General features: G+C 68.4%; 11 protein-coding genes and 1 tRNA gene. 2 read left to right on the top strand and 10 right to left on the bottom strand.

Translation table 11 applies throughout. From position 1 onward, the window contains the following. Window positions 1–44 precede the first annotated feature (44 nt). From G6O54_RS28095 to G6O54_RS28065, 7 genes are all read right to left on the bottom strand, one after another. The gene (locus G6O54_RS28095) at window positions 45–743 is read right to left on the bottom strand and encodes a glycosyltransferase family 2 protein (RefSeq protein ID WP_205679068.1); all 699 of its coding nucleotides are present in this window, start codon (window positions 741–743) and stop codon (window positions 45–47) included. Between the two features lie 28 nt (window positions 744–771). After that, the gene (locus G6O54_RS28090; RefSeq protein ID WP_165230958.1) at window positions 772–1,860 is read right to left on the bottom strand and encodes a WD40/YVTN/BNR-like repeat-containing protein; all 1,089 of its coding nucleotides are present in this window, start codon (window positions 1,858–1,860) and stop codon (window positions 772–774) included. Between the two features lie 39 nt (window positions 1,861–1,899). Beyond that, complete coding sequence (locus G6O54_RS28085) at window positions 1,900–3,021, bottom strand: family 20 glycosylhydrolase (RefSeq protein WP_165230955.1); 1,122 nt, start codon at window positions 3,019–3,021, stop codon at window positions 1,900–1,902. A 26-nt stretch (window positions 3,022–3,047) separates the two neighbouring features. Beyond that, window positions 3,048–5,078 (bottom strand): primary-amine oxidase, encoded by a 2,031-nt coding sequence (locus tag G6O54_RS28080; protein WP_165230952.1) that lies wholly within the window; start codon window positions 5,076–5,078, stop codon window positions 3,048–3,050. Window positions 5,079–5,302: 224 nt separating this feature from the next. Further along, a tRNA-Val gene (locus G6O54_RS28075) sits at window positions 5,303–5,376 on the bottom strand. A gap of 47 nt (window positions 5,377–5,423) precedes the next feature. After that, window positions 5,424–6,554, bottom strand: coding sequence for a zinc ribbon domain-containing protein (locus G6O54_RS28070; RefSeq protein ID WP_165230949.1), 1,131 nt, complete (start codon window positions 6,552–6,554; stop codon window positions 5,424–5,426). Next, the gene (locus G6O54_RS28065; protein WP_165230946.1) at window positions 6,551–7,327 is read right to left on the bottom strand and encodes a hypothetical protein; all 777 of its coding nucleotides are present in this window, start codon (window positions 7,325–7,327) and stop codon (window positions 6,551–6,553) included. Before G6O54_RS28065 ends, G6O54_RS28070 begins: the two co-directional genes overlap by 4 nt. 191 nt (window positions 7,328–7,518) lie before the next feature. On the opposite strand from G6O54_RS28065, the gene G6O54_RS28060 reads away from it, so the two are divergent. Then, the gene (locus G6O54_RS28060) at window positions 7,519–9,915 is read left to right on the top strand and encodes an arylsulfatase (protein ID WP_165230943.1); all 2,397 of its coding nucleotides are present in this window, start codon (window positions 7,519–7,521) and stop codon (window positions 9,913–9,915) included. Between the two features lie 28 nt (window positions 9,916–9,943). On the opposite strand, the gene G6O54_RS28055 is transcribed toward G6O54_RS28060, so the two are convergent. Genes G6O54_RS28055 through menC form a run of 3 tightly spaced genes read right to left on the bottom strand, consistent with a single transcriptional unit; the run spans window position 9,944 to window position 13,116 of the window. Continuing rightward, entirely contained in the window at window positions 9,944–10,834 is an 891-nt protein-coding gene (locus G6O54_RS28055; protein ID WP_250847131.1) for a hypothetical protein, read from the bottom strand. 11 nt (window positions 10,835–10,845) lie between these two features. Then, window positions 10,846–11,958, bottom strand: a complete 1,113-nt coding sequence (locus G6O54_RS28050; protein ID WP_250847130.1) for a M20 family metallopeptidase — start codon at window positions 11,956–11,958, stop codon at window positions 10,846–10,848. 33 nt (window positions 11,959–11,991) lie between these two features. Further along, window positions 11,992–13,116, bottom strand: a complete 1,125-nt coding sequence (gene menC, locus G6O54_RS28045; RefSeq protein WP_165230937.1) for an o-succinylbenzoate synthase — start codon at window positions 13,114–13,116, stop codon at window positions 11,992–11,994. Window positions 13,117–13,334: 218 nt separating this feature from the next. Here menC and G6O54_RS28040 point away from each other — a divergent pair. Continuing rightward, the coding region (locus G6O54_RS28040) for a heparan-alpha-glucosaminide N-acetyltransferase domain-containing protein (protein ID WP_165230934.1) at window positions 13,335–14,570 on the top strand (1,236 nt) is incomplete at its 3' end.

Raw genomic sequence — 14,570 nt, 5'->3', positions numbered from 1 at the left:
ATTCCGGAGATGGCCGGGGCAAGGATCGACGAGTGCCGGCCCGGCTAAACGTCCGACGGCCCGCCCGGGCGGATCCTGGCCGTTGCGAGGCGGGGCAAGCCGCCCGCGACGTCTTCCCAGCTATAGCCGTAGATCCCGATGTGCTGGAGGCGGATCGTGGTGTCGGCCATGATGCGGAAGCCGGATCGGCGGGCCCGCTCGCTGAAGGCGAAATCCTCGCCAAGGTAGACATGCCCCGACTCCGACGGGATCACCATCGGCAGGAAGTAGGGCACCGTGGTCGCCCCGTTCGCCTCCCGGCATCGGGGCAATCCCAGGCGTGCCTCCATCTCCGAGAAGACCTGCCTCCGGAGGTGCAGGAATCCCGCCGCCGCGTATCGCAACTCAACCAGACCGCCCCCCTGGCCGAACGTGATTGTGGCCCCTTCGTCGGCGAAATGGGACGACCAGGCCTTCTCGATCTTCTTGGGATAGACGCCGCAGCAGATCGGCAGGCCGTGGCCGCGCAGCCTTTCCACGGATGCAGGCTCGAAGGCGATGTCGGAATCGATCCACATCAGCTCCTCGAATCCGTCCGCCAGCGCCTCCGAGGCGAGCCGATTTCGGGCGACGTCGACCTGGGCGAAGCCGAAGAGCCGCCGGACGGCGTATCCGGCCCCCTCGAGCTGGCGGAGGGAATAATCGCAATGCGGCTCGATCGCCCGGCCGGCTGGGACCAGCACGACGCAACGGGAGTTGTCCATGGCTTGCGACTGCCTCCTTACGGGGTGCTCAGGGCGATTCGGGGCCGATCCGGATCCGAGCGATCCGGCCATCCTCGCCGACACCCCACCCGACGCACCGGTCTCGGCGGTCCCCCCGCGCCAGGCCGAGGGCGTGGAAACCGTCATCCGGGAGGGCATGCCACGACTCGCCATCGTCGAGGGAGATCTCGGAGCCCGACGGCCCCGCGGCGATCGCGGCGGGGGGACCCTCGCCCGGCAGATGGACCACCGCCGACCGGAATGCCCGCGGCCCCGGCCCCTTCGGCTCCGTCCAGGTGCCGCCGCCGTCGGCCGTGACCGCCACGACGTGCCCCCCCCGGTCCGTGGCCCGGTAGTCTCCCCCGACCGCGATCCCGTGACGCTCATCCCGGAAGGAGACGGAGAAGATGCCCGACGACGCGGTACCGGCGACGATCGGCGTTTCCGCCACGGTCCAGGTCCGCCCGCGGTCCGATGATCGGAAGACCCTTGCGACCCTGGCGCCACCGGTGCCGAACCAGGCGAGTCCCCCCGGACCGACGACCAGGCAGGTGCCGCTCGCGGCGAAGGCCCCCTCCCCTTCCATCGCCCTCGGCATCCCGTTCGGCGGGATGCCCGACCAGGTCCGGCCGCCGTCGTCGGTGATCAGGATCGTGAACCGGCCGTCGACGGGATCGCCCAGGGCGATGCCTCGTGCCTCATCCCAGAAGGCGATGGCGTCCAGGAAGACGCGAGGGTCCCTGTTCCCGTATGAGAGCGTCCACGTGGCTCCGCCGTCGGACGACTTCAGGATCCGCGAGAGCTCCCCGGGGCCGATCGAGAGCACGAACGCGGTCCGGTCGTCGATCGCGTGGAGGTCGCGAAAATCCAGCCCCTCGGAGTCCGGGACTCGTCGCGGCGTCCAGGTGGCCCCGGCGTCGAGCGTCCGGAGGATCGTCCCCTTCGCGCCGCTCGCCCAGGCGATCGACGGGCTGACGGCCGCGACCCCACGCAGCCTCGCCTGGGTGCCCGACCGCTGGGATTCCCAGCGGGGCTGGGCCCGCGCCACGGTCGTCGCGGCGAGGACCATGATCAGGCTCGCCGCGAATCGGATCGCGGAGGACTTGGGTTCGTCCACGTGAGATTCCCCGAGATCGGAGACGAGGGGACGCGACGCCTACGAGCTCGGCTTCGACTTCCAGGCGTCGGCGAGGGCCTTGAAGCACTCGACCTCGGATCCCCTCGGCCTGCGGGGCTTCTCGGTGGCGGCGGGTTTCTTCCGGCCGTAGAACTCGTCCAGGAAGCTGTCGCAGCCGTTCCAGGACGTCTGCATCACGCCCAGCAGGCGGTCGCGCGTCGGGGCGGGAGACTGGCCGCGAATGTCTTGCATGTCGCGAAGCTGGCGGAGCGCGACGTCGCTCTTCCGCCAGGGGCAGGCGACCACGCTCAGCCCCTTCAGTGCGAAGAGAGAGGGCGTGGGTGCCGCCTGCTCGTAGTGCCAGTCGCAGATGATGATGTCCTTCGGAACCAGGTCGATCGCGCGAGAGGTCTGATTGGTGCTGGCCTCCCACTCGCCCAGTCCCGTCGTGTCGCCGTCCAGCAGTCGGTCGCCCCAGATCCAGAGCTTCCGGTTCTTGCTGGCAAGCCGGTCGCGGATGGCCTTCACCTCGTCGGCGAACAGCTCCGCCTTGTCGGCCTTGCCGCACCGCGGGCATTTCTCCTCGCCGAGGTAGAAGACCTCGTCGAGCCCCGCGTGGAAGGCGTCGGACTCGAAGGCGTCGCAGATCTCGTCGATCAGCGGGAAGACGATCTCGTGAACCTGCGGATGGCGGGGGCAGTAGCTCTTGCAGTAGAGCCGGTCCGGATTGGGCCACTTGACGTTCGGGGCCAGCTTCACCCAGGGCGTCTCGTCGAGCTCCGGGTGGACCGAGAGGAGCCGGCCCAGGTGATCCGCCCAGGACTGGTGGCCCAGGAGGTTGATCTGGGGAATGAGATGGATCTTCGCCTTCCGGCAGCTCGCCACCAGCTTGGCGACGTCGCCCTTCGAGAGCCCGTGGGGATCGGCCATCTCGGATCGACTGGCGAACTGGTATTCGTAATTCACGCCCAGGATCAGCGTGTTCACGCCCCGCGGCGCAAGCTCCTCGTCGATGAACTTGACGAACTCATCGACCCGGCCCGGGCTCGGCGCCGCGATGAAGAGCCCCCGGACCGGCGGGCCCGACCCGGGTGTGTCCGCGGCCCGGGCACCGACCGCGGCGAGAAGGAAGAGCCCAAGGGCGAACGGGACTCGCGCCATTGCATTTCTCCGTCTAGTCATCCGGCTCAGTTCAATGGAGGAGGGAGATCCAGTGCGGGGTTGCCGTCGAAGAACCCGTCGGGCCTCAGCATGAATCCGATCGAGGCGACGGGCATGACCGGCCAGTCCTCGATCCGAGGCGCGTGGGTATGCCCGAAGGTATACCAGAGCACGACATCGGCGTCATCCAGGTTGCGGTCGGCCCGCGTCCAGCTCGAGAGCCCCTGGTCCTCGGCGTTCTGATTCGGGTAATCGCCGGCCGGATAGCGCTCGTCGCTCCGATAGGGGGTCGCCCAGAGGCTCCTCGTCAGGAAGCCCGCGCGCTTCAGGAGCGCCGAACCGGGCAGGCTGAAGGGCCGCGAATTCTCGCCCGGGCAGAGGCGATACCCGACCGGGCCGCCCAGCGCGTTGGTCCTGGTCGGGTTGATCACGCGCCAGAACCGTGCCGACGACGGGTCGGTGCCGCGCTGGGCCTGCGATTCGCGGGAGAGCGGGGCGACGTCGAGGAAGAACGCGCCCCCGTGGGGATTCTCCGGCCCCTCTGGCGCGGCCTTCATGTTGACCTCCTGGACGCGATTGGCCTGTCCGTCCACGTCGAGGTCCAGCCGGGCGCTGAAGAAATGCTGATGAGTCGGCGCGAGCACCCTGGGGGCCACCTCGGTCCCGAACCGGCTCGTCTCGCCCGGCCGGAGGGCCTGGGTGTTGACGATCCCGGTCAGCTTCACCTCCATCTGGATCGTGCCGTCGAGGTAGAAGTACCAGTAGAATCCGTAATCATAGTTTCCCACGTTGGCGATCATCGAGACCGCGAGCCGACGCGAGCGGCGGGCCTCGGATTGCCCCGTCCGCCAGTCGGTGTGCTTCCAGAGGAGCCCGTAATCCTCCTCGTGGATGCAGATGGCGTTCTTGATCGTCACGACGCGGCCATGATTGTCGGCCAGGTGTCCGTCCAGGTAGCGAATAGTGCCCAGGCAGTCGCAGCCCAGGGCCAGCGAGTTCGCCAGCATGCCGACGCCGTACTCGCCGATGTCGAAGACGTTCTTGCGGTAGGCGGTCTCCTTCGGGTCGCCGTAGGGCACGACCATCTCCGCGATCGAGGCCCGGTAGAGGATCGGCCTCGCGTCGTAGGAGACGCGGTGCAGCACCAGGCCCTCCCGCGCGTTGAATCCGACGCGCAGCCCCCACTTCTGCCAGCGGACCTCGCTCCCCTGGATGGTGAAGCTCGGCCCGTCCGGCTGGCGGATGTCCAGGGGCCTGAGGTCGCTCTTCGCCGGCTTGACGGCATCCCGCGCCCAGTAGGCGGGCTTCTGAGGGATCGGCACGACGCCGAGATCCTCGACCCGGACCACCTCCTTGCGGTTCAGGTCGATCACGGTGATGACCCCCTCGATCGGGTGGGCATATCCGTTGTCGAGCGGGCTGTTCCGGTTCCAGCTCAGCGCACGGACGAGGCGACGCCCCCTGTCCTCGGGCCGCTCGTTGCCGTAGTGGCCGGCCGACCAGGCGTCGACCATGACCAGGCTGACGTCCTCGATCCCGCGCTTTTTCATTGCCTCCCGGAAAGCGGGAGACTTCCTCGCGGCCTCCTCGCATTCGGAAAACTCGTCCATCATGATCGGCGGCTGGATCCCGGCCGGCAGCGTGCGGAACGACGCGACGCGGTCGGACGTCAGGTCGACCGTGGCCTCGTAGCCCTCCCCTTTCGCCCGGTCGAGGAGGACGATCCGGGCCTCCCTCGCCGGCATCTTCGCGGGGGTGGCTTCCAGGACCGCGGACTTCGCCGGCTCGGCCAGCATGATGCTCACGAAGCGGATCGACTCCGGCAGGTCCTTGTCCTTCCGGAGCCGCGCGACGGCCGCCCGGATCTCGTCCGGCGAGAGCGGGTCGAGGGGGTGCCTCGGCGACGCTTCGATGGACTTCTTGGATCCGTCCTTCCCGGTCGTCGGCTCGGCCGATGCCGACGGGGCCTGGGCCGATGCGACCGGGACCTCCAACGCGACGCTCGCAACCCAGACCGATGCGACCAGCAGGATTGCCGAGGGACTGGTCCTGAGCATTTCGATTCGTCCTGGAGTGGGAACGGCGAGCCGTCGCGCCGGGATTCGGATGACTCTCGGGAGGAACCGGGCGGAAGGGAGAGGCCCGACGAGAGAGCGCGAGTATAGCGGCTCTCCGCCGCCGAGGATTGCTCCTCGGCGTCAGGTTTTATGACGTGAGCGGCACGGATGCGGACCGGAACCTGGCGTCACGGCAAGATCGGGCCTGGCCCGCCCGCCGTCAATGGGCGATGAGGGACTCGAACCCCCGACATTCTGCGTGTAAAGCAGACGCTCTAACCAACTGAGCTAATCGCCCTACAGATCGAGTTACGCGGGGGATTGTACCGCGCGGATTCGCGAATGTCAGTGGTCGAGCTGGCCGGGCGACCTGGCCGCTTCGCCGGGGGAGACCGGCGGGGCGTCCGGGGGCATCCTGGCCTCGTCGCCTGGGAGAACGCGGCGGATCGACACGACGCGCCAGCCGGTGTCGATCCCCTCGAGGCGGAACCGGATCAGCGAAAGCTTCAAGGGCGTGGGCGGATCCCCGAGCGAGGACAGGCGATCCTCGCCGAGGGCCTCAACCTCGGCGCGGTCGAGGACGAATGGGCCGTCCGACTTGAGCGTCGAGAAGGGGCGCTTGAGCAGGGCGTCCCAGGTCTTCGGGTCGTCTCCGACCGCGGAGGCCAGCTCCTTCGCGTCGGCGGGGATCGGGGGCTTCGCGTCCTCGACGAGCATCTTGTAGGTGGGGAGGATCTTCTTCGGGGCGAGGGCACCGTCGGCCAGCTTGGTGAAGACCTTCCCCAGGCCCTCCGCCGCGTCGAAGATGTCGTCCGGATCGCCGCTGGCCATCTTGTCGTAGAGGCCGGACTTCTCCGCGTCCTCCCGAGCGGCCTGGACGGCGTCCAGCGTCTCGCCCGCGGCGCCCAGCGGGTTCTTCGGGGTGAACCGGCCGATCGCGGGATCGTATGCGTAACTGGACGCGATCTTCGCATGGAGCCGGCCGAGCGGGGCGAATGAGCCCTTGAGGGTCCGATCGCGCGAACGATTGCGCCGGAGATCGCGGTACGCGCGGATCGCGGGCGGATCTTCCACGACTCCGAGCCGCTGCTGCGCCGGCTCGTCGGACTTGGCGATCGCCCGGAGATAGGAGTCGGCCACGCGCTCGACGGCATCCAGCGGGCGCGGCTTGAGCCGGGGCCAGGCCACCAGGACCGCCGCGGCGATGGGGACGAGGATGGCCGGGATCAACAGCAGCAGGAGCCATCGCTTGCGGCTGGTCCGGCCCGTCGCCTCGGTCGACGGGACGAAAACGTTGGACATCTCCGCGGACGGGGGCGGCACCGGCGGCTGGACGGGGCGGGTCGGAGATGGCGCCGAGGTCCCCGGCAGTCGGTGGCGGGATCCGCATTTGGGGCATTCGACGACCCCGCCGGGCGGCTCGTCGGCCGCGAGAAAGGCGGTCTTGCAGGCGGTACAGCGGACACGCGTGCTCATGGTCGCTCCCGGCTCGTGCTCGAGCGTCTCGCCTGGGGGAAAGTCGCCCCGGCCGATCTCTCCTCGCCGCGACGCCTGAGCCCGGGGAGCGACTGGCGGAGCGGCATGGCCTCGGGCATGTCGCCGAAGCTATCGACCGCCCGCGCCACCCAGGCGGCGAGCTCGAGGTCCACGGAGTCCGCCCGGACCCTCGCCTCGACGAGCTTCAGCAGCCAGAGGGCGAGCTCCCGATCGAGCCGGTGCAAGCGCTCGCCCCGGAGGTGGCGCGTCAACGCGTCCCGGATCTCGATCGCCCGCCCTGCCCGGCCGGCCGCGCGGGCGGCCGCCAGCTCGGCCAGGAGCTGCTGCTCGGTGGTCGAATCGGCGGGGGTCTCACCCGATCGGTCGGCCATCCCCCGGGCTTCCTCCATGGCCAGCGCGATCCGTCCGAGGATCGGCACGAGGTTCTGCTCGATCAGGTCACCGGTCCGCCACGATGCCTCGGCCGTATCGGCGAGGACTTCGAGGAGACCCGAGACGGTGCGGAAAAGCCGGGCCAGGACCCAGCCCGCGAGCCCGCATCCGCCGAACGTCGCGATCGCGATGATCCCCATCACCCGCCGCTCGCCCGTCGTGAACTGGCCGTCGGAGACCAAGTCGCGCGCCTGGTCGAGGAACAGGCCGGCTCCGAGCAGGATGAACCCGACAGGCAGCCAGGCGGCCAGCCGCCCAAGCCCGGCGCCTCCCCGGCGAAGGTTTGCGTATCGATCGGAATCGAGGGCTCGATCATTCATAACGCGCTGGATTCTTCGCTCGGGTGTAAATAGGCTGTTGTCGTCGCATTGTACCGAGGACGACGAGAAGGATCTTCGTGCAAGTTGTCGAGGACGAGTCGATCGAAGACCCGTGCGCGTGTTCCACCCATCAGACGCTCGGAGCGCGAGCAATCGATGCCTTCATCTTTCCCCATCCCGGGAGTCGCCGGATGACACGTCCGATTTGCACCTGGCCCCTGACCCTCGTGGTCGGAGCGGCCGCCTGTTTGCTGGCCCCGCCCGGTCATTTCGCCGAGTTGTTCGCCCAGGAACACGAGGCGAGATCTCCCGAGGCGGCCACCCCGAAGATACTGCCTCGGCCCGATTTCCGATTCAGCGGGAAGGTCGGGAAGACCTACAAGGAGTCCGACCCGCCCCGGTTTCCGCAGCCGGTCGTCGCGCCGAAAGGGGCGCCGAACGTCGTGGTGATCCTGCTCGACGACACCGGGTTCGGGCAATACGCGACCTTCGGCGGTGGCGTGCCGTCGCCCACGCTCGAGAAACTCGCGAAGGAAGGGGTGAGGTACAACCGCTTCCACACGACCTCGCTGTGCAGCCCGACGAGAGCCGCCCTGATCACCGGCCGGAACCACCACACGGCCGCCACCGGCATCATCACCGAGGCGGCCACCGGTTACGACGGCTACACCTGCGTCCTGCCGCGAAGTTGCGGGACGATCGGCGAGGTGCTCCGGCAGAATGGCTACATGACCGCCTGGATCGGCAAGAATCACAACACGCCCGCCTGGGAAACGAGCTCGGTCGGGCCCTTCGATCGCTGGGCCAACGGGCTGGGGTTCGACTACTTCTACGGCTTCAATGCCGGCGACATGAACCACTGGGACCCGATCCTGTTCGAGAACCGCAACCTGGTCCCGAAGAGCCAAGATCCGAAATATCACCTGACGGAGGATCTGGCGGACCGGGCCATCGACTGGGTCCGACGGTCCACGAGCATCGCGCCGGACAAGCCGTTCTTCCTGTACGTCGCGCCGGGCGCGAATCACTCGCCGCACCACGCGCCGCAGGAGTGGATCGACCGGTTCAGGGGGAAGTTCGACGACGGCTGGGACGCCTATCGAGAGGCGACGCTCCGGCGTCAGATCGAGAAGGGCGTCGTCCCGCCGGGTACGAAGCTCACGGCCCGCAGCGAAGGGCTGCCCGCGTGGGATACGCTGAGCGACGGCCAGAAGAAGGTCTACGCCCGGATGATGGAGGTGTTCGCCGGATATGCGGCCCACGTCGACCACCACATGGGCCGCGTCGTCGATGCCGTCAAGCAACTGCCCGGCGCCGACAACACGATCATCATCTACATCGTGGGCGACAACGGAGCCAGCGCCGAGGGGGGACTCGAGGGGAGCCTGAACGAGAACATCTTCTTCAATGGGCTCGGCGAGAAGTGGGAGCAGAATCTCGCGCACATCGACGAGATCGGCGGGCCGAAGTGGTTCAACCACTTCCCCAGCGCGTGGGCCCACGCGATGAACACGCCGTTCCAGTGGACCAAGCAGGTCGCCAGCCATTTCGGCGGGACCCGGAACCCGATGATCATCTCATGGCCGGCGCGGATCAAGGACCGGGGCGGGTTGCGGTCCCAGTTCCTCCACGTCATCGACATCGTGCCGACGCTCTACGAGGCCATCGGGATCACTCCTCCGACGGTCCTCAACGGCATCGAGCAGAAGCCGATCGAGGGCACGAGCTTCCTCGGGACCTTCGCGGAGAAGGATGCCCCGGAGACTCGCACGACCCAGTACTTCGAGCTGCTGGTCAACCGGGGGATCTACCACGACGGCTGGATGGCGTCGAGCCGGAGCTTCGTCCCGTGGGCCCCCACTCGCGGCGAGTTCGACCCTCTGGCCGCGAAGTGGGAGCTCTACGACGTGTCGAGGGATTTCTCCCAGGCCGAGGACCTCGCCGATCAGCACCCCGAGAAGATCAAGGAGCTCGAGGCCTTGTTCTGGAAGGAAGCCGAGACGCACGACGTGCTGCCGCTCGACTGGCGCGCGGTGGAGAGGTTGAACGCCGAGCTTCAGGGCCGGCCCAGGCTGGCCGGCAAGCGGGATCGCTACGTCTATTACCCCGGCCAGATCGCGCTGCCCGACGGTGCCGCTCCGCCGGTGCTCAACAAGTCCTTCACGGTCACCATGCAGATCGACATCCCGGATCAAGGTGCCGAGGGGATGATCTTCACCCACGGCGGACTCACGGGGGGCTACGGCATCTACCTGAAGGACGGGAAGGCCCACTTCGTCTACAACATGCTGGCCCTCGAGCGGTACACGATCTCGACCCAGGACCTGCCGAAGGGGAAGCTCTCCCTGGTGATGCATCTGGCCTATGAAGGCAAGCCCGGCGAGCGCGGGAAGCCCGCGACGGTGACCCTCACGGCCAACGGTAAGCCGGTCGGAGAGGGCAAGTTGCCGAAGACGATCCCGCTCCAGTTCTCGCTCGGCGAGGGCGTGGACGTCGGGATGGACACCGGCTCGGCGATCGACTTCAACTACAAGCTCCCCTTCGCCTTCACCGGCGGGATCGGGAGGGTGGAGGTCGAACTCCGGTGATCGAACGGGACGCCCGGCTCCTCGTCCGTCAGGAGCCGGGCTTGCGACGGTCCAGGATGTAGTAGTCGTGACGGTCCGCCCCGTTGGTCTCGCGGAAGAAGCCCGACGCCTCGTAGCCGGCCTGGAATGAGGCGAGGAGTGCCTCGCGGACGGCGCCCCTCCACCGTTCGGCAAGCTCCGGGTGATCGCGTCGGAGCTCGCCGATTCGTCGGGGGATCTCCAGCAGGACCATCGGGGCGTGCGGCTCGGGCCGGAAGGCCCCGGGGACGCGGAGGCCATCCGGGCGGCGGGACGACTCGAGGACCCGCGGCAGGTGGGCGGCGACCGGGGCCGAGATCGGCTTGCGGGCCGGGGCGCTCGCGCCGATCTCCCATTCCGCGATCACGCGGTCCGTGGGGGCGCCGGCGTTGATCTCGTCGGTGCGGGGGCCGTACATGTTGTCGACGTAGCGCCGGATCCGCGCGCCGAGCCGCTCCAGGTTGAAGTGGGCGTTGCCGGCCTGAAGCGGGTCGAACGCCCAGGCGATCCGCTCGACGCCCTCGGCCAGGGCGATGTATTTCTGGACCATCTTGAGGGCGTAGCCCACCCCCTTCGACTGGTACTCGGGGATGACGCCCGTCAATTGCGAGTAGAGGGCGACGCGCTCGCCCACGATCCCGAGGAAGCCGAATGACATCCCCACGGCACGGCCGTCGGGGAGGAAGGCTCCCAGGACGATCCCCCCGTGCAGGTTGGCCCCGACCATCGTGGCGATCGGGACCAGGTAGCTGTCCTCCTTCACCCCCCAGGCCGCTCGCTGCGCGGCCTGGCATTCCCGGTAGTCCTCCGGGCTGGCCGCGCGCCGGATGGTGACGTCGGGCTCCAGCTCGATCTCCTGGACGAACTCTTCCGCCATCTTTCCGGACCAGGGCTGTGGCATGGTTTGTTCCCTCAGAGCTTCAAAAGCAGGGCCGCAAGGAGCGCGGCGCGTTCGGGCAGGGATGAAATGAGGATGTGCTCATGGTCTGCGTGGGCTCCGCCCCCGAATGCTCCCAGGCCATCCAGCGTCGGGAGGCCGATCGCGGCCGTGAAATTGCCGTCGCTCCCCCCGCCGGTGGACCCTTCCGTCAGCTTCAGGCCGAGCCCTAAGCCGATCTCCGCGGCCTGCTCGAAGAGGGCCGCGATCGCCGGCGTCCGCTCCATCGGCGGTCGGTTGAATCCCCCCTCGACGACCACCTTCGCGCCGGGCGTGATCGGTCGGAGCGAGAGCAGCGCCCGTTCGACGACCTTGGCCGCAGCGATCGTCGTCGCCCGGACGTCCACGACCGCTTCCGCCTCGGCGGGGACCACATTCGAGGTCGTGCCCCCGCGGACCACGCCGACGTTGACGGTCGTCCCGGCCGCCGCGTCGTTGAGATCGTGGGCCCGGATGACCTGGTGGGCCAGCTCCAGGATCGCACTCACGCCCTGTTCCGGGGCGACGCCCGCGTGCGCGGCCCTCCCCTCGACGCGGATCGTGAATCGGCCCACCCCCTTGCGAGCCGTCTTCAGGCCGCCGTCGGCGAGCGGCGGCTCGAGCACCAGGGCGTGGGCGGACTCGCGGGCCAGCGACTCGATCAGGCCGCGAGACGTGGGGCTGCCGATCTCCTCGTCCGCGGTGAAGAGCGCGGTGATCGGCCGGGGCGGCCGGATGGCCGACTCGCGGAGCCACTCGAGGGCGGCGTGGAGCATGGCGAGGCCGGCCTTCATGTCGTAGACGCCCGGGCCGCGGAGCTGGTCCCCATAGCCGACGACCGGCATCCTGGCGAGCGTGCCGAGTGGCCAGACGGTGTCGATGTGTCCCAGAACGAGCGCGGGGGGGGCGTCGGACTCGCCGAAGAACCTGCCAATGAGGTGGTCCCCGCCGCGTTCGTTGGGGACGATCTCGACGGCCCCCCCGAGTTCCGTCCAGCGGGCGGCGACCCTGCTTCCCATGTGATCGACGGCCGCCTTGTCGCCGCTGGGCGTCTCCCAGGAGGCGAAGGCTCGCAGCTCGGCGAGGATCGAGGTGCCTTTTCGTCGCATCGCCTCAAGGATCGTCGGGTCGTCCATCGGTCTTCAGCCCTTGGTTGGTCCGGCGTCCAGGATCGCCGTTCGCAGCGTCGCCTCGTCGATTCGTTCGAGGATCGGCTCGGCGCCGAGGCCCGGGACGTTGCGCACGGCGATCGCCCCGCGAGTCGCCAGGATGGGCGGCTCGACGAGGTCGCGTCGATAGTACTTGTCGGAGCCCGAGACGTCGCCCGGTAGGGTGAAGCCCGGCAGGCTGGCGATCGCGAGATTGGCCGCGCGGCCGATCCCGAATTCGTGCATCCCGCCGCACCAGACGGGGATCCCTCGCTCGAGGCAAAGGTCGTGGACCCGCCTCGCCTCGAGGAGTCCGCCCAGCCGGCTCACCTTGATGTTGATCACCTTGCAGGCTCCCAGCTCGATCGCCTTCCGCGCGTCGGCCGCGGAGTGGATGCTCTCGTCCAGGCAGACCGGCGTCTTCAGGGCTCGCTGCAACCGGGCGTGGTCGACGATGTCGTCGTGCGCCAGCGGCTGCTCGATCAGGAGCAGGTCGAAGTCGTCGAGCCGCCGGAGCGTCTCGACGTCGTCCAGCGTATAGGCCGAGTTGGCGTCCACCTGGAGCGGCAGCGAGGGATGCCGCTCCCGGACCTTCCGGACCACCTCCACGTCCCACCCCGGCCCGATCTTGAGCTTGACCCGGCGGTAGCCCTCGGCCACGAACTGGTCGATGCGATCGAAGAGGGTGGGCAGGTCCCGCTCGATACCCAGGCTGACCCCCGAGAGGATCTCGGCGCGGGTGCCCCCCAGCAGCTCGTGGAGCGGCCGGCCCTGGTCGCGGGAGAGCGCATCCCAGCAGGCCATCTCCAGGCCGGATCGCGCGAAGGCGTTCCCCTTCACGTTCCGGTAGAGGCCGACGAGCTCCTCGATCGAGGACCAGTCCCGCCACAGGCACATCGGAGCCAGGAAGTCGTGGAGGATGTGCCAGCAGGTCTCCACGGTCTCCGGGCAATAGAAGGGGTCGGATGGGCTGGCGCATTCACCCCATCCCTGCTGGCCGTCCGCCATGACCGCGCGGATCAGGATGTGGTCCAGGTGGGCCTTCCGGCTCGAGCTGGTCTGGAAGGGACGCACGAGGGGGAGCCGAACCAGTCGCAGCTCAATCCGATCGATTCGCATGGAGGGGACGTGTCCGAGGAGGAAGACGCGTGCAGGTCGATCCGTCGCCGACTGTCTCGATGCTAGGCTCGGCGGCGCTCGCCATCAAGAGCGCGGTTCGTGTTCGGCCGCGCCCACGTTGACCCCGGCTGCCGCGCCGATTACGCTCTGCGTTCCCTTCCCGGCGAAGTCCGCCGGCCGCCCGCGACATCACGAATCCTGCGATGAGGCGCCCACGAATGTCGGACGTCCCCGGTCCCCAGAAGTCGAGCCCGCGGATCGTCTCCATGGACCAGTTCCGGGGCTACACCGTCGCCGGGATGTTCGTGGTCAACTTCGTGGGCGGGCTGGCGGCGATGCCGGCCGTGCTCAAGCATCACGGCATCTATTTCAGCTATGCCGACACCATCATGCCGAGCTTCATGTTCGCGGCCGGCTTCTCCTATCGGCTGGCGGTGCTCCGGAGGCTCGACCGGGACGGCCCGGCGGCAACCTACCGGAAGTTCTTCATCCGCAGCCTGGCGCTGGTGCTCATCTCCCTGATCATGTACGGGCACGAGGACCTGGAGGTGAAGCACTGGGCGGACTTCGCCGACGGCGGCGTCTGGAGGTTCCTGCTGGTGACGCTCAAGTCCGACCTCTGGGAGACGCTGGCGATCATCGGCGTGACCCAGATCTTCCTCATGCCCGTGATCGCGAAGGGCACGAAGGTGCGGGTGGGGATGATCGCCGCCTGCCTGGTCGTGCACCTGGCAATCTCGTACTGGTTCAACTTCGCGTTCGTCTACGGCAAGCCGAACGGGCTCGACTCGCTGCTCGGCCTGACCGGCAAGTCGGCCTGGGACGGCGGCTTCTTCGGCATCATCGGCTGGGCCGTGCCCATGCTCTTCGGCACGCTCACCTACGACTGGATGACCGGCGAATCGGTCGGCCGAGCCGCCGGATTGCAGTTCGCCCTGGGCGTCGGCCTGATGCTCGCCGGCTACGGGCTGAACTGCCTGGCCACGCTCTACGACACGGACAAGGGGACGGTGGAGGTGCTGGGCAAGGACGTCGCGGCGAGCCCGGTCATCCCGCCGTTCCAGAACCTGGCCGGGCGGTCGATCGGCTCCCTCCTGGCCACCCCCCCGTTCATGGAGCCCCCGCCGCGCGAGATCCGGCCGGACAACTACTGGGAGATGAACAAGAAGGTGGTGAGCGTCCCGTTCTGCCTCTTCTCCTCGGGCTTCTCGCTGGCCCTCTACGCGTTCTTCATCCCGCTTTGCGACGTCAAGGGCTGGCAGCTCGGCCTCTTCCGGACCCTCGGCCAGAATCCGCTGGCGGCCTACATCCTGCATCACGCGGTCGAGGGCGCAGTGCTCGCCGTCGTGCCCAAGGACTCGCCGCTCTGGTACTGTCTGGTGGGGCTTGCCGTCTTCTTCGCGATCAGCTATTCGTTCGTCCGATACCTGGAAAAGCACAATTTCTACCTGAGG

Origin of the sequence: Aquisphaera insulae (assembly GCF_011064615.1) — a bacterium.
GTDB lineage: Bacteria > Planctomycetota > Planctomycetia > Isosphaerales > Isosphaeraceae > Aquisphaera > Aquisphaera insulae.
Note: the sequence above shows the minus strand (reverse complement) of the source record. Positions and strands in the feature narration are given on the sequence as shown.